Origin of the sequence: Marinobacter sp. bablab_jr008 (assembly GCF_016464145.1) — a bacterium.
Taxonomy (GTDB): domain Bacteria; phylum Pseudomonadota; class Gammaproteobacteria; order Pseudomonadales; family Oleiphilaceae; genus Marinobacter; species Marinobacter nauticus.
In genome coordinates this window covers 1-15,561 of the sequence record NZ_JACDWW010000051.1, presented here as the reverse complement: position 1 = coordinate 15,561, position 15,561 = coordinate 1, and the positions used below count along the sequence as shown (strand labels likewise).

General features: G+C 59.2%; 10 protein-coding genes. 4 read left to right on the top strand and 6 right to left on the bottom strand.

The genetic code is table 11. The annotated features are described in order from the left end of the window. Positions 1 to 148: 148 nt before the first annotated feature. Complete coding sequence (gene nirB / locus JIF53_RS05505) at positions 149 to 2,662, bottom strand: nitrite reductase large subunit NirB (RefSeq protein WP_199452086.1); 2,514 nt, start codon at positions 2,660 to 2,662, stop codon at positions 149 to 151. Between the two features lie 27 nt (positions 2,663 to 2,689). Next, a complete protein-coding gene (locus tag JIF53_RS05500) occupies positions 2,690 to 4,033 on the bottom strand; it encodes an NAD(P)/FAD-dependent oxidoreductase (protein WP_228285479.1) in 1,344 nt (447 codons plus the stop codon). A 232-nt stretch (positions 4,034 to 4,265) separates the two neighbouring features. Between JIF53_RS05500 and JIF53_RS05495 the strand changes: the two genes are divergently transcribed. Next, complete coding sequence (locus JIF53_RS05495) at positions 4,266 to 5,564, top strand: nitrate regulatory protein (protein ID WP_199452021.1); 1,299 nt, start codon at positions 4,266 to 4,268, stop codon at positions 5,562 to 5,564. Between the two features lie 44 nt (positions 5,565 to 5,608). On the opposite strand, the gene JIF53_RS05490 is transcribed toward JIF53_RS05495, so the two are convergent. From JIF53_RS05490 to JIF53_RS05480, 3 genes are all read right to left on the bottom strand, one after another. Continuing rightward, positions 5,609 to 6,469 (bottom strand): ABC transporter ATP-binding protein, encoded by an 861-nt coding sequence (locus JIF53_RS05490; protein ID WP_199452020.1) that lies wholly within the window; start codon positions 6,467 to 6,469, stop codon positions 5,609 to 5,611. A gap of 152 nt (positions 6,470 to 6,621) precedes the next feature. Beyond that, positions 6,622 to 7,614, bottom strand: coding sequence for an ABC transporter permease (locus JIF53_RS05485; protein ID WP_036149976.1), 993 nt, complete (start codon positions 7,612 to 7,614; stop codon positions 6,622 to 6,624). A 13-nt stretch (positions 7,615 to 7,627) separates the two neighbouring features. Further along, positions 7,628 to 8,992 carry a CmpA/NrtA family ABC transporter substrate-binding protein gene (locus JIF53_RS05480; protein ID WP_228285478.1) on the bottom strand — a complete coding sequence of 455 codons (1,365 nt, stop codon included), beginning with the start codon at positions 8,990 to 8,992 and terminating at the stop codon, positions 7,628 to 7,630. 476 nt (positions 8,993 to 9,468) lie between these two features. Here JIF53_RS05480 and JIF53_RS05475 point away from each other — a divergent pair, with 476 nt between their 5' ends. Further along, the gene (locus tag JIF53_RS05475; protein ID WP_199452018.1) at positions 9,469 to 12,144 is read left to right on the top strand and encodes a nitrate reductase; all 2,676 of its coding nucleotides are present in this window, start codon (positions 9,469 to 9,471) and stop codon (positions 12,142 to 12,144) included. Position 12,145: 1 nt separating this feature from the next. Here the strand turns inward: JIF53_RS05475 and JIF53_RS05470 are convergent, their stop codons facing one another. Continuing rightward, on the bottom strand, positions 12,146 to 12,808 hold the full coding sequence (locus JIF53_RS05470) for a hypothetical protein (RefSeq protein ID WP_199452017.1): 663 nt from the start codon (positions 12,806 to 12,808) through the stop codon (positions 12,146 to 12,148). Positions 12,809 to 12,998: 190 nt separating this feature from the next. Here JIF53_RS05470 and JIF53_RS05465 point away from each other — a divergent pair, with 190 nt between their 5' ends. Beyond that, a complete protein-coding gene (locus JIF53_RS05465) occupies positions 12,999 to 15,107 on the top strand; it encodes an N-6 DNA methylase (RefSeq protein ID WP_199452016.1) in 2,109 nt (702 codons plus the stop codon). Continuing rightward, positions 15,104 to 15,457 (top strand): hypothetical protein, encoded by a 354-nt coding sequence (locus JIF53_RS05460; protein WP_199452015.1) that lies wholly within the window; start codon positions 15,104 to 15,106, stop codon positions 15,455 to 15,457. Before JIF53_RS05465 ends, JIF53_RS05460 begins: the two co-directional genes overlap by 4 nt. Positions 15,458 to 15,561 lie beyond the last annotated feature (104 nt).

The following is a 15,561-nucleotide window of genomic DNA, read 5'->3' as shown; positions in this document are numbered from 1 at the left end:
TGTCTTTAACTTGCCTATCTCACTCAAGTCTGTGAGCGCGGGGGCCGGGGTAATTTTCTGGCAGGAAAAAAGATGTCTGAGCAAAGCGAGTTATTTTTTCCAGAAGAAAATTACCCCGGCCCCCGTGCTCCGCCCCAAAACCAGAAGGCTACGAAGAAACCGCCTCCAGTTCCGGCCTACGCTGCCCCCGCTCCGAAGTCCAACGCTGCACCGGATCCTTCTGTTCCGGCGCATTCACAAACTCCCGGAACCGCTTACGCTTCTGAGGATCCTCCACGGCGGTCTTCCACTCGCACTGATAGGTCTCCACCAGATCCGCCATATGCTGCTCCAGCTCCTCGCCAATGCCGAGGCTGTCCTCCAGCACCACCTGCTTCAGATACTCCAGCCCACCTTCCAGATTCTCCATCCAGACCGACGTCCGCTGCAGCCGGTCCGCCGTGCGCACATAGAACATCACCACCCGGTCGATGGTGCGGATCAGCTCCTCATCCGACAGATCGGTGGCAAACAGATCCGCATGCCGCGGCCGCATCCCGCCATTGCCACACACATACAGGTTCCAGCCCTTCTCCGTGGCAATTACCCCGAAATCCTTGCTCTGGGCCTCCGCGCATTCACGGGTGCAGCCGGACACCGCCATCTTCACCTTGTGCGGCGCCCGCAGGCCCTTGTAGCGATTTTCCAGGGTAATGGCCATGCCCACGCTGTCCTGCACGCCATAGCGGCACCAGGTGCTGCCCACGCAGGACTTCACCGTACGCAGGGACTTGCCATAGGCGTGGCCGGTTTCAAAACCGGCGGCGATCAGCTTCTCCCAGATCTCCGGCAGTTCGCTCAGGGTGGCGCCGAACAGATCCACCCGTTGCCCGCCGGTGATCTTGGTGTACAGATCGTACTCCCTGGCCACTTCGCCCAGCACAATCAGCTTTTCAGGGGTAATCTCGCCGCCCGGAATGCGTGGCACGATGGAGTAAGTGCCGTTCTTCTGCATGTTGGCCATGAAAGTGTCGTTGGTGTCCTGTAGCGGCACGTGGTCGGTGGCCAGAATATGCTCGTTCCAGCAGGTGGCCAGAATGGAGCCCACCGTTGGCTTGCAGATGTCACAGCCCTGGCCCTTGCCGTATTGTTTGAGCAGACCCCGGAAGGTGCGGATACCGTTCACCTTCACCAGATGGAACAGTTCCTGTCGGGTGTAGGGGAAGTGTTCGCAAAGGTCGGTACACACCTCCACGCCGCGCTTTTCCAGCTCGCTGTCCACCACCTTCTTCAGTAAAGCCGCACAGCCGCCGCAACCGGTACTGGCCCTGGTTTCAGCCTTGACGCCGCCCAGATCGGTGCAGCCGGCGTCAATGGCGCCACATATATCGCCCTTGGTGACGTTGTGGCAGGAACAGATGGAGGCGCTGTCCGGCAGGGCGTCGGCCCCCAGGGCAGGCGCGCCTCCTTCGCTTTCCGGCAGAATCAGCGCCTCCGGGTTGGCTGGCAGCTCAATGCCATTGAGGGCGTACTGCAGCAGGGTATCGTAAGGGCCGTTGTCGCCTACCAGAATGGCGCCCAGCAGAGTCTTACCGTCCTGGCTCACCACCATGCGCCGGTAGTGGCCGGCCTGCTCATCGTGAAAACGGATATTGCGTGCACCCGGGGTCTGGCCGTGGGCATCGCCGATGGAGCCCACATCCACCCCCAGCAGCTTGAGCTTGGTGCTCATATCGGCACCGGTAAAGGCCGCACCGGTGTCTTTGTTCAAAGCGGCCGCCAGGGTGCGCGCCATGGTGTAACCCGGAGCCACCAGTCCGAAGATGCGATTGTTCCAGAGCGCGCATTCACCGATGGCGTGAATGTTCGGGTCTGAGGTGGTGCATTGATTGTTGACCACAATCCCGCCGCGTTCGCCCACCTCCAGGCCGCAGGCCCGGGCCAGGGTATCCTGAGGACGGATGCCGGCGGAGAACACAATCAGATCGGTTTCCAGATGGCTGTCGTCGGCGAAGTTCATCCTCAGCCGGGCGTCGCTGCCCGGCACAATGGCCGTGGTGGCTTTCTCGGTGTGTACCTGTACGCCCAGATCTTCAATTTTCTGGCGCAACAGGGCGCCGCCCTGATCGTCCAGCTGCACAGGCATCAGGCGCGGGGCGAATTCCACTACATGGGCCTGCAGGCCCAGGCTTTTCAGGGCGTTTGCCGCTTCCAGCCCCAGCAGACCGCCGCCCACCACGACACCGGTTTTCGCCGACTGGGCACTGGCCTGAATGGCATCCAGATCGTCCAGGGTTCGGTACACAAAGCAGCCATCCTGATCGTTGCCCTTAATGGGCGGTACGAACGGGTAGGAGCCGGTGGCCAGCACCAGTTGATCGTAGGTGTACTTGCCTTTCGGTGTCGTCAGCACGCGGGTGTTCCGGTCGATGGCGGTGACCGGCTCATTCAGGCGAAGATCGATGCCCTGTTCCGCGTACCAGTCTGCTGTACCCATGGCGAGGTCCGCGTGAGTGGAACCGGTGAAGTACTCCGACAGATGCACCCGGTCGTAGGCCAGCTGCTTCTCTTCACCGAACACGATCACCCGGTAGGTCTCGGCCTCCGGGGACTGGCTAAACTGTTCCAGGAAGTGATGGCCAACCATACCGTTGCCGATCACGATCAGGGTCTGTTTACTCATCATGCTGTCCTCTCTCTTGGCAGCCTATCAGGCTGCTGCGTCGCAATAGGTTTTGCCGAAAGCGATGGTGTCCCTGTAGCGGGAGACATCGGCTCCGGAGCGAATCAGTTCGCTGTACCAGGGCCCGTTGGCGGTATCTCCCAGCAGGATGGCGCCGGCCAGCCGGTTGCCATCCAGCAGCAGTTGGCCGTAGACCGCGTGGGTTCGGTCCTGCCATTCAACAATTTCGGTATGCTCGCCGGGGACTACCCGGCCACAGGAAAAAATGGGCAGATCGCTGATTTTCAGTCGGGTGGCCACTTCTCCAGGCTCAAATGCCCTGGCTCCCGGCACCTGGCAAAGAAGCTGTGCCAGGATTCGGGCCTGCTCGTAACCGGGTTCGACCAAGCCAAAGGTGTGCTCCTGAAACTGACAGCACTCACCCAGTGCGTAGATATGCGGGTTGGACGTCATCAGGTTCGGAGTAACTCGAATACCCCGGTCACAGTTGAGGCCGGCGTCAGCTGCCAATCCCTTGTTGGGTTCAATACCGGTAGCAATAACCACCAGGTCCGTGGCCAGTACCGTGCCGTCACTCAGTTCCACGGCGCGGACCTGATTCCGACCGAGCAGGGAGACCGGCGAGGTGCCGGTTCGGATACTCAGCCCCCGCTGCTGTAACTTCTGCTTCAGGATATCGCCAGCGATCGGGTTCAGCTGTCGGTTGAGCAGATGACCGCTGCGGTGCAGCACCGTAACGTCCATGCCCCGGGTCCTGAGCCCTTCGGCCGCCTCCAGACCGAGAAAGCCTCCGCCGATGACCACGGCCCGACGGTGTGACTTTGCCTGCCGGATCAGCGTGCGGGTGTCGGCCAGGTCCCGGAAGTTCATCACGCCGTCAAGGTCTTCACCGGGGAGGCCAAGGCGGGAGGGCTGTGCTCCGGTGGCCAGCACCAGCGTGTGATAGGACTGGGTGCGACCACAGGCGGTTGTTACCTCGCGCTGGTCCGGAATGATATGGGTGACAGGCTCATGCTGGTGCACCTCTATTCGGTGCTTGTGGAACCACTGCCAGGGTTTCAGTTCCAGATCGGTTTCCTGAATCTGATCGGCCAGTAATGACGACAACTGGATCCGGTTGTAGGCAGCGAAGGGCTCACCGTTAAACACCACAATGCGGCTGAACGGATGCCCCTGGGCTACCAGTTGCTCCAGCAGCCGCTGCGCGACCATGCCATGGCCGCAGATCACCAGTGGGTTATCCTGTGTGTGTTCCATGGAACTGAGTGCCTCCAGCAACGAAAAAAGCCGGAGCATCATGCTCTCCGAAGAGAACAGATGGTCCGGCACCAATGCCAACAACAATGATCTGATGGTCCGGCCTGATTCCATGGCCGGGACAGTCGTCCTTGTCTAAGTGTTTGCGATCTCCGTGCCAACTTTTTCAGGCTTTATTATTCAATGGCTTAGGTGAGTCCGTTGAAAGAGTCCGGCTCGTGGGCATCAAAAGGGTGCCCCGGGATGGGGCGAAACGCACGATGATTGGGCCGGAATGACTGGCCTGTAAATTGCTGCAGTCCGGGTAGAAAGGAACCAACTGTGTACCGACACCAGGAGCTGCACCATGAACACCAAACGCCATCCCCGTATGACCGCGACAGCGACTGCTGCGGAATTTCTGATGGCCTCCCGCCAGTGTGAGATCCGTAATCTGGAGTACTTTCTGCAGATGGGGCGGTTGGTGCAGAGCGTGGGCAATCTGGTCCATGGCCTGCAACGGGAGCGAGGCGCCACCAATCTTTATCTGGGGTCCGGTTGCCAACGCTTTGCCCGGGAACGTACCGCCATGGTCAAGGAAAACGACCAGTTGGCCGCTACCTTCCGGCGGGCGTTGGCAGACATTCAGGAGGATCTCACCACCCATCCGGTCAGCAGCCCACTGCTCGGGCACATCGCCAGCGCCCTGCACAGCCTCGACCAACTGCCCGGGCTGCGGCAGCGGGTGAATGACCAGGAGGCCAGTGTTTCGGAGGCCACGGAGTGGTTCTGCGACACTATTCATCAACTGATTACGGTCGTTTTCGAAGCGGCAGAAACCGTGGCAGAACCTTCGATTGCGGGACTGCTTGTGGCCATGGTGCATGTCATGAACGGAAAGGAATATTGTGGTCAGGAGCGGGCCGCAGGTTCCGCGGGGTTCTCCAGCGGACACTTCGATAACGCACTGTCACGGCGCATGATGCACCTGGTTGAAGCGCAGGAGCGGTGTTTTGAGGTGTTTGTCGGCTTCGCCAGTGAGGAGAGCCTGTCGCTCTGGCAAGCCCTGCGCGCTCACCCGCGGGAACTGGAAATTGAGCGGATGCGACAGATGGCCGTTTCGGTCGGGCCCTATAAGTCTCTGGATAAAGACATGGCCGACCGCTGGTTCAATCTGATGACAGAGCGCATGGACGATCTGAAGAAGATTGAGGATTCCGTTGAGAGCGCTTTCCACCATCGCTGCGTGGAGCGCTATACCGAAGCGCGCCACTCCCTGGCTCATCAGGAGACCCTGCTGGCCTCGCTGGAACAACGCCATGCCTCCACAACGCCCGTGCTGGTGGTTTGCGATAACGGTGTAGAGGCCGGAGCTGCCGACGCGTGGGTCGGGGAAGGTGTCGGGCAGCAATCAGGCCGATCCATCTTTGACCTGGTCCAGGAACAGACTCGCCGCCTGCGTCAGATGTCCGAAGAATTGCAGAGCGCCAAAGAAGCTCTGGAAGATCGTCGTACCCAGGAAAAGGCCGTCCTGCTGTTGATGGAACACCGCAACATCAGCAATGACGAAGCCCACCGCCTGCTGCGAAAACTGGCCATGGATCAGGGCAAGCGACTGCCCGAAGTCGCCCGGGCACTGGTATCCATGGCAGGGGTCTTAAGCTGATACTTGAACCAGGCCGGGACGGGGCGCCCCGCCCCGGCATAAAGTCAGGCCGAAGCTGAATGTTTTGCTGCCGGCGCCTCGGGTTTTGCATTGCTGCCGCGGCGACTGTTCAGTGACTCCAGCTTGCGCTGCTTCTCGTACAGGAACGACAACACCTCCTGCCGGTAATGCACATATTTGACATCATCCGCCAGGGCCACACGATTGCGAGGCCTTGGCAGATCAATGTGCAGATCCTCCCCCACCGTGGCGGCAGGGCCGTTGGTCATCATGATAATGCGGTCGGACAACAGCACCGCCTCGTCCACATCGTGGGTAATCATGATCACGGTATTGTTCAGCTCCTGCTGTATTTCCATCAGCGAATCCTGCAAATGGGCCCGTGTCAGGGCATCCAGCGCCCCGAACGGCTCATCCATCAGCAACACACTGGGTTTCATGGCCAATGCCCGGGCGATGCCCACCCGTTGCGCCATCCCCCCGGAAATCTCGCCAGGCCGCTTGTTGGCGGCGTGGGCCATATTCACCAGTTCCAGGTTATGGGTGATCCAGTCCTTGCGCTCCTGCCGGGTCATCGACTTGCGAAACACCTGCCGGACCGCCAGCTCCACGTTTTCATACACCGTTAACCAGGGCATCAGGGCATGATTCTGAAACACCACTGCCCGCTCGGGACCGGGGGAATTTACCTCATGCCCATCCAGCACACAGCCACCCCTGGAGGCCTGCAGTAACCCGGCAACAATGTTCAGCACCGTCGATTTTCCGCAGCCGGAATGGCCGATCAGCGAAACAAACTCCCCTTTCTGGATCTTCAGGTTCACATTGTCCAGGGCAATGAAAGGCCCTTTCGGCGTATCAAACGCCATTTCAACACCGGTTAGTTCTAAATGTGGTTTACTCATGGAATTCACCTCAAAAGCAAGCGGAGCGCCGGGTGGGTTACGCCTCCCGAAACCCTCAAAAACATGGATGTTTTTGCGGAGCGTACATGGATGTACTCGCCGCGTGTTTCGGGAGGCGTAACCCACCCGGTGCGGCATGCTCCAGAACGGGATCACTCATTCCAGGCCACCTTCCGCTGAATCAACAGCATGACCCGATCCAGCAAGAACCCGATAAACCCGATGGCCAGCACCGCCACCATAATCCGACTCAAAGACTGGCTACTGCCATTCTGGAACTCATCCCAGACGAACTTACCCAGCCCCGGGCTCTGCGCCAGCATCTCAGCGGCGATCAGCACCATCCAGGCAATGCCCAACGACACCCTCAAGCCGGTAAAGATCATCGGCACCGACGAAGGCAACACCACCTTGCGAACGTGGGTCCAGAACGACAGCCGAAGTACCCGGGAGACGTTCAGCAGGTCGGGGTTTACCGCTGCCACTCCAACGCTGGTGTTGATCAGTGTTGGCCAGAGACTGCACAGAGTGACCGTAATCATCGAGGTCAGGAACGACTTCTCGAACATTGGATCGTCACTGACATAGGTGGCCGATACCACCATGGTCACCAGCGGCAGCCAGGCCAGCGGAGAGACCGGTTTGAAGATCTGTATCAATGGGTTCACCGCCGCCTGGAAATACCGGTTGAGGCCAAACACAATGCCCAGAGGTACTGCAATCAGCGACGCCAGGGCGAAACCGGCCAGCACCGTCAGCAGGCTGGTGACCACCTGGTCGAGAAAGGTGGGTGCGCCGGGGTAAGCCCGGATACGGACGTCTGCCTCCGGGTTGTCAGCCAGAATGCGGGCATTACGCTCCTCCTGCATGGCGATGAACTTATCGGCCCGCTCCCGCTGGCTGATATGCTCCTGCCACAGTTGCCCGGATTGTTCCCACACCTGCACCGGGCCGGGAAAGGCCCCCAGGGAGGTTTCCACCTGTGGCGCGGCCAGATGCCAGAAGCCCAGGAAGACCAGAATACCAACCAGTGGTAACAGCAGCTGCTTGCCCTGGCTGAGCCATTCCCCCGGTTGCAGACCGGAAAGTAGCTGGCGGCTGCCACTGGCCATGGACTGACTGATTCTTGCGCTTAACGTCGTCATGTCAGGCCCTCCCTTACGGTGTCTCCGACCCTTTCAGGCCGATACTGAAACGGTTGATGTAGGCATTGGGTTCGCGCGGAGTGAAAGGGACGCCGTCAATCAGCTCACCCTGCATGGGGCGTTCAAAATTCTCCTGGGCAAAGTCCGGGAAATCACTGGCGGTCATCAGGCCGTCCTCGATCAGTGACTGGGCCGCTTCGGCGTAAAGATCGCCCCGATACACCCGGGCTGCGGTCTTCATATACCAGTCGTCGGATTGTGCTTCGGGAATCTGGCCCCAGCGACGCATCTGGCTCAGGTACCAGATCGCATCAGACGGATACGGATAGGTGGCGTGATAGCGGAAGAAGACGTTGAAATCCGGCACTTCCCGGACATCGCCTTTTTCATACTCGAAGGTACCGGTCATGGAGTTGGCAATGACTTCCCTGTCGGCCCCCACGTAGCTGGGGCGGGCAAGGATGTCCACGGCGGCCTCCCGGTTGGCGTTCTGGTTTTCGTCCAGCCAGTAAGCTGCGCGGATCAGAGCCCGCAGTAACCGGAGATGGGTATTGGGGTTCTGCTCGGCCCAGGATTCGGTCACCCCGAACACTTTTTCCGGGTTGTTGGGCCAGATTTCGTAGTCGGTAATCACAGGCACACCGATGCCCTTGAAAACCGCCTGCTGATTCCAGGGCTCGCCCACGCAGTAGCCCTGTATGGTGCCTGCTTCCATGGTGGCGGGCATCTGGGGCGGCGGTGTCACGGAGAGGTGCACGTCGGCCTGGATGGTGCCGCTGGTATCGCCGCGCTGGGGCGCGTAGAAGCCGGGATTCAGGCCACCGGCGGCCAGCCAGTAACGCAGTTCGTAATTGTGGGTGGACACCGGAAACACCATGCCCATGCGGAAGCGCTTGCCGTTGGCGCGGGTCTGCTCAACCACTGGCTTCAGCGCGCTGGCTGAAATCGGGTGTTCCGGATGATCACCTTCCATTTCCAGGTTTGGTTTCATCGCTTCCCAGACGTCGTTGGACACGGTAATACCGTTGCCGTTGAGATCCATACTGAAGGCGGTGATGATATCGGCCTGGGTGCCATAGCCTATGGATGCGCCCAGGGGTTGGCCGGCCAGCATGTGGGCACCATCCAGTTCACCGGTGATGACCCGGTCCAGCAGCACCTTCCAGTTCGCCTGGGCTTCGAGTTCTACGAATAACCCTTCGTCCATGAAGTAGCCCTGTTCCCAGGCAACCGCCAGGGGCGCCATATCCGTGAGTTTGATAAAGCCAAGCTTGAGATCGGGTTTCTCCGCCGGGCCAATATCGGCCTGGGCCAGGGAACTCAGGCCGATCAGGGTGGCGGTCAGTAAAGGTCGAACATAATGGTTCACTGTCTTCATCGTGATGCCTCTCGGTTCTCTCATTTCAGACGCGCAAAAAAAAGCGCCTGCCTCCGTTGCCGGAGAGCAGGCGCCGATGCCTGTAAATGGGAGCTGTGATGTCGTGATGGTTCACTAACCACTCAGCACAAGCCGTGCCATTTAGGACTGTTTATATATTTCAGTAAGTTGCGGGCGCTCGTGTTGTTCCGGTTGGGGGATCACGTTGTGTGGCGGGGTGGTTTTGGTGCAAAAAAAAGCCCTTTGCACCAAGGTGAACGCCCATCGATAGGCTTTTCAAGGAGGTCGTTTAACGGTGCACGTCGCTTCAAAACGCGCACCATGCGCCATTCAAGGCCCTTGGAGACATCAAATCGTGCGCTGGCCCCCTAATTGCTTTCTTTTATGGCAGACAACACAGGCAACGAAGCCCTCCCCCCGGCTCTGGAAACGGAAACCGGGTGGTGGGCTTTTTTGGTTCAAGAGCGAGGAACACCATGAAACACCACGACACGCCAGCGGACTCTATTGCCACCACCTGCCCATACTGTGGTGTTGGCTGCGGTGTTCTGGCAGCCCCTGGCCATGTCGAAGGCGATCATCAGCACCCGGCCAATGGCGGACGGCTTTGCGTCAAAGGTTCTGCCTTACACGAAACGCTGGAGGATGCCAACCGGTTGCTGGTGCCAAAGGTTGCAGGCTATGAGGTGACATGGGAGGAAGCCATTGACCGGGTAGCGGGGGCCATTTCCGACTCTGTGCGGGAGCATGGCGCGGAGTCCGTGGCCTTCTATCTCTCCGGGCAGCTACTCACGGAGGATTATTACATTGCCAACAAGCTGGCAAAGGGGTTTATCGGCACACCGCATGTGGATACCAATTCCAGACTGTGCATGTCCTCGGCTGTTGCGGCACATAAGCGTGCTTTTGGCGAGGACTGTGTTCCCGGTTGCTACGAGGATCTTGAGCTGGCGGACCTGCTGGTGCTCGCGGGCAGCAACGCCGCCTGGGCCCACCCGGTACTGTACCAGCGAATGAGTGCAGCGCGCCGTCAGGGACGGAGAGTGGTGGTCATCGATCCCAGAAAGACAGCGACAGCGGATCTCGCTGATCTGCACCTTCAGCTTCGCCCCGGAACCGACACCCTGTTGTTCAATGGCCTGTTGGTCTGGCTGCACGATCACGGGGCCCTGGCGGAGGACTACCTTGCAGAGCATTGTAACGGCTTCGAGGAAACCCTGGCGATCGCCCGATCCTGTGCGCCTTCCGTGCAAGCGGTAGCCAGGGGCTGCGATCTGGCAGTAGAAGAGGTGGAGTGTTTCTATCGATGGTTTGCAGACACCGGACGGACAGTGACCGCGTTTTCCCAAGGCATTAATCAGTCGGTTGCTGGTACGGATAAGGCCAACGCCATCATTAACTGCCATCTGGCTACTGGCCGGGTGGGCCGACCGGGAGCGAGCCCGTTTTCGCTGACGGGACAACCCAATGCCATGGGTGGCCGTGAAGTTGGCGGGCTGGCCAATACTCTGGCAGCCCATATGGATTATGACACCCCGGGCGCTTTGCTCAGGGTTTCGGATTTCTGGCACAGCGAGCAGATGGCCGGTGGTCCCGGCCATAAAGCGGTGGACCTGTTCGAGGCAGTCCATCGGGGAGAGATCCGGGTACTCTGGGTGATGGGCACCAACCCCGCAGTCAGCCTGCCGGGCAGTGAACGTATTCACCAGGCATTGTCCCGTTGCCAGACTCTGATTGTCTCGGATTGTGTGGCCCAGACCGATACCACGCAGTTTGCCGATATTCTCTTGCCGGCTGCCGGTTGGGGCGAGAAAGATGGAACGGTAACCAATTCCGAACGGCGCATTTCACGCCAACGCCGGTTTCTGCCCCTGCCAGAGCAGGTCCGGCCGGACTGGCAGATTATTCGGGACGTTGCCTGTTCGCTGGGCCATGCTCATGCTTTCGATTACACATGCCCTGCCGATATCTTTCGCGAACATGCGGTGTTGTCCGGTTATGGTAACGGAGGCGAGCGTGTGTTCAATATCTCCGCCTTGTCTCAACTCAGCAATCAGGAGTACGACGAGCTGGCGCCGGTGCAGTGGCCGGTCACGGAGGGTAACCCCGGGGCCTGGTTGCAAACCCGTCGGCTGTTTGGGAACGGGCAATTTCCCACGCCGGATGGCCGGGCACGATTGGTGCCCGTGTCCAGTTTGCCGCCTGGGCAGCTGCCTGGACACCGGTACCCGCTGGTGGTGAATACCGGCCGAATCCGTGACCAATGGCATACCATGACCCGAACGGCCCTGGCACCCAGGCTGTTTGCCCATCGCAGCGAGCCGTTCATCGAGTTGCACCCGGCGGACATTGCCGGCTTTGGTTTGATTGAAGGTGCCCTGGCAGTGCTGCGTGGGCCGGGTAATGCAGGCTATGTTGGCCGGGTCCGGGGCAGCACCGGCCAGCGCACAGGTGAAGTGTTTGTGCCCATCCACTGGAATGGCCGGTTTGCCTCCTCTGCTTTGGCGTCCAGCCTGATCCGTCCGGTTGTGGACCCCATTTCCGGTCAGCCAGAAGGCAAGCATGGTGTGGCGACCATCCGGCCTCTGGTGACCCGCTGGCAGGCGAGGCTATTGCTGCGTGATCCCCGCCTTGCCTCGTTGGACCACACCGCTCTTGCCTACTGGAGCTGCCAGCGCCTGCCGCACAGTCACGGCTGGTGGTTCGCCGGTGGCCACGAGATGAACTGGCGGGACTGGGGGCAACGGTGTTTTTCGCGCGAACCGGAACTGGTCATGGAAGACCGAGCGAGACAGCGTTATCGGGCTGCCTGGCTTAGTGGCGATCGACTGGATGCCGTGTTGCTGGTTGAGCCCTGTGTCCAGACCATGCCGGATCTGGACTGGCTGGACAGTTGTTTTGGTAGCGGTGAACTGGCGCCGGAAAAACGCCGGTCGTTACTGGCGGCCGGCACAGTGGAAGGCGAAGCGTCAGGACCGATTATCTGCAGTTGTTTTGGCGTGGGGGAGCACCAGATTTCCCAGGCCATTGAACAGGGCATGGCCAGCCCCGAAGCACTGGGTAAGCACCTGAAGTGTGGCACCAACTGTGGCTCCTGCCTGCCGGAGATCCAGGACCTGCTGGCCCGTACCGGGGCTCGGGAACCCGCCTGAGTCAGGCCGCGGCCGCCCGCCTAAGCAGCGACAGCGGCACCCGGTAGCGAAGGATCCGGGCATGCTGGCTGACGGTCACCGTGCAGGTCTTGCGGTTAACGCGCACCACCTGGCCCCGCTTCTCGCGCCGGCCATCCCCGAACACCACCGAATCCCCCACCTGCCAGTGCCGGTTCTCCGCAGCGGGACTCGGAAATTCAAAGGGTGCACTGGCTAGCGCTATCCCGCAGTCGCTGGCCAGCCCGGACAGGTACCGTCGGGTAGCGTCTGCTGCACCGCTATGATGCAGCTCGTCCAGGGCTTCATAGAAATGCCGGTTGTGAACGGAGCCGTAATGTCGTTGCCCGGCACTGTGCTGCAGCAAATGGGCAAACTCATGGCAGCAGGTATGCGCCAGCAGGTTCAGCACAGTTACCTCGCCCCCGAAATAACCCCGGCCACGGATCTCACGGGTTGATAGCCAGCCCTGGGCGGTGGCCGGTTGATACTTGGCGGCGATCATCCGGGCTCCGTAGGTAATCAGGTGCTGTTTCTTTCGAGGATCAAAACGGTGGTAGGTGGCCTGGCCCGAGCCGACCCGCAATGCCAGCCCGGCGCCCGGATTTGCCTGCTGAACCCAGCCTTCAGCCGGCGTCCAGAGAATGTCCCGGGTGGTCTGGCACATGAGGGTGCCGATGGCATGTGAGTTTGGAGATAGTTGAGGCATGAATTCTGGCTGGGTCAAAAAATAGTAGCGTGCTCGAACGGATAGACTAACCAGCGAATTTACAAATTGCTATGGCCCGTGATGGCAGAGTTGTTTAGAGTCTCTCCACATTTTGTGTAGTGGCAGTTTCAGGAGACGTTTTTCCACCATGAATGCCGAACAGCTCAAACAGCTTGAAGACGACCTCTGGTCTGCCGCCGATAACCTTCGGGCCAACTCCGATCTCAAGTCCAGCGAATACGCCACGCCGGTACTCGGCCTGATCTTCCTGAAATTCGCCGACAACAAGTACAAGCGTGCCGAGCCGGACATCACCAAAGAGTTCGCAGAACTCAGGGGCACCCGGCGGGAAAAACCCATCTCCGACATCGCCATTCAGAAATGCGGTTTCTATCTTCCGGACCATGCCCGTTACCACTACCTTCTGGGCCTGCCGCAGCAGGAAGACCTGGCCAGAAAAATCAAACAGGCCATGGAAGCCATCGAGAAATACAAACCCGAGCTGGATGGCATCCTGCCCAAGGACGAATACTTCGCTCTTACCCGCACCAGCAATACCCTGCTGGCGGAACTGCTTAAGAACTTCTCCAACATCCCGGCGGATGCCAATGGCGACATTTTCGGCAAAATCTACGAGTTCTTCTTGGGCAAATTCGCCCTGAGCGAAGGCCAGAAAGGCGGCGAGTTTTTCACGCCTACCTCGGTGGTCAAACTGATGGTGGAAATCATCGAACCCCACCATGGCACGGTATACGACCCAGCCTGCGGATCGGCCGGGATGTTCGTCCAGTCCCAGCAATTTGTGGAGCGCCACCGCAGGAAACTGGACGAACTGGGCGAAGCCCACGACGAAGACCAGCTCTACGTCTACGGCCAGGAAAAGACCCTGGATACCGTCAAGCTGGCGAAGATGAACCTGGCGGTGAACGGCCTGCGGGGCGAGATTCGCCAGGCCAACAGCTACACCGAAAATCCCTTTGACGGATTTGGAAAGTTCGATTTCGTGATGGCCAATCCGCCGTTCAACGTGGACGACGTGCCCCTGGCCTCGGTGGAAGACGATCCACGTTTCAATACCTACGGCCTGCCCCGAGAGAAAACCAAGGCCAAAGCCAGCGAGAAGGGCAAGGAAACCGTCCCCAACGCCAATTACCTGTGGATCAATCTGTTCGCCACCTCCCTGAAGAACAACACCCCGGACAGCGGCCGGGCGGCATTGGTGATGGCCAATTCCGCCTCCGATGCCCGGCACAGCGAGGCGGACATTCGCCAGACCCTGATCGAGAACAACCTGATCTACGGCATGCTCACCCTGTCGTCCAACATGTTCTACACCGTCACCCTGCCCGCCACCCTCTGGTTCTTCGACAAGAACAAGCAGGACGACCGCATCCTGTTCATCGATGCCCGCAACATCTTCACCCAGATCGACCGGGCCCATCGGGAATTCAGCGAAGAACAGGTCCAGAACATCGCCATCATCAGCAAGCTGCACAAGGGCAAGCGGGCGGACTTTATCCGGCTGGTGGACAGCTATTTCCGAAAAGGCATGGAGCAGTTGCTGGCCAACCGTGAAAAAGTGGAGCCGGTCAGCCAGCAGTTGCTGGACGTACTGGACGACACCCAGGGCAAACAGGCCGTGGGCGAACTGGTCAGCCAATGGCAGGGCCTGAAAGCCCTGCAGCAGGCCAGCGATGCCTACATCCAAGCCGCTGACCTGCAACTGACCACGCCGGAGGCCATCGAAACGGCCAACCGCAAACAGCAGCAATTGAGAGCGACATTCGATCCCTTCTTCCAGCAACTGCACACCGGTCTGAAACAACTGGACAAAGTGGTGCGCCAGCACGAAAAGGCCAGAGTCGAAGAAGCCAGACAAGCCGGCAAGCGCGCCACCTCCGACCGCAACGCTCGCCGTCTGAAAGAGGCGCTGGAAGAGCTGCACAAGGAAGTTCGCAGTGCCGAGGCCTACTACCAACATATTCACTGGCTGCAGGAGCGCTTTCCGAATGCCGAGTACGAGGATGTGACGGGGCTGTGCAAATTGGCGACACCCGAGGAAGTGAAAGAGCAGGATTACTCCCTGAATCCGGGGCGGTATGTGGGGGTGGTGATTGAAGAGGATGGGAAAACAGAAGAGGAGTTTTTGACTGGAATTGAAGACATGAATGATGAGCTGACGTCATTGGATTCCAGCGCAGAGGTTCTCGCCTCTTTGATCAGAAAGAACATAGCGGCATTGGTTGAGAGCAAATGATTGATTTCCCGATAGTCAAAATAGGTGAATTGATCAACGCTGGTGAAGCTGAAATTCAGACCGGCCCTTTCGGTACTCAGCTTAAAGCGAGTGATTACTCTGATCATGGTTATCCGGTGATCAATGTTCGAAATGTCGGTTTTGGAGATCTCCGCAAAGAGAATTTGGAGTTTATTAATGACCGGATTGCGGAGAAGTTACCCACACATAGACTGATGCAGAAGGACATTGTGTTCGGTCGAAAAGGGGCTGTAGAGAGACATGGATTCATCACTGAAGCGGAGGAAGGCTGGTATCAGGGCTCTGACTGTCTGAGTGAAGTGGACCCCAAATTTTGGACAGGTGCCTAAGCTCTGATTCATCATCTCCACGAGGAGGAGAATCATGAGCAAGAAACGCAAGCAATACAGCGCATCATTCAAGTCCAAAGTTGCTCTGGCCGCCCTCAAGGGTG

Coding starts and splice junctions, on each gene's coding strand:
- nirB (WP_199452086.1), bottom strand. CDS start 2,662: ATGAGTAAACAGACCCTGATCGTGATCGGCAACGGTATGGTTGGCCAT.
- JIF53_RS05500 (WP_228285479.1), bottom strand. CDS start 4,033: ATGGAATCAGGCCGGACCATCAGATCATTGTTGTTGGCATTGGTGCCG.
- JIF53_RS05495 (WP_199452021.1), top strand. CDS start 4,266: ATGAACACCAAACGCCATCCCCGTATGACCGCGACAGCGACTGCTGCG.
- JIF53_RS05490 (WP_199452020.1), bottom strand. CDS start 6,469: ATGAGTAAACCACATTTAGAACTAACCGGTGTTGAAATGGCGTTTGAT.
- JIF53_RS05485 (WP_036149976.1), bottom strand. CDS start 7,614: ATGACGACGTTAAGCGCAAGAATCAGTCAGTCCATGGCCAGTGGCAGC.
- JIF53_RS05480 (WP_228285478.1), bottom strand. CDS start 8,992: ATGAAGACAGTGAACCATTATGTTCGACCTTTACTGACCGCCACCCTG.
- JIF53_RS05475 (WP_199452018.1), top strand. CDS start 9,469: ATGAAACACCACGACACGCCAGCGGACTCTATTGCCACCACCTGCCCA.
- JIF53_RS05470 (WP_199452017.1), bottom strand. CDS start 12,808: ATGTGCCAGACCACCCGGGACATTCTCTGGACGCCGGCTGAAGGCTGG.
- JIF53_RS05465 (WP_199452016.1), top strand. CDS start 12,999: ATGAATGCCGAACAGCTCAAACAGCTTGAAGACGACCTCTGGTCTGCC.
- JIF53_RS05460 (WP_199452015.1), top strand. CDS start 15,104: ATGATTGATTTCCCGATAGTCAAAATAGGTGAATTGATCAACGCTGGT.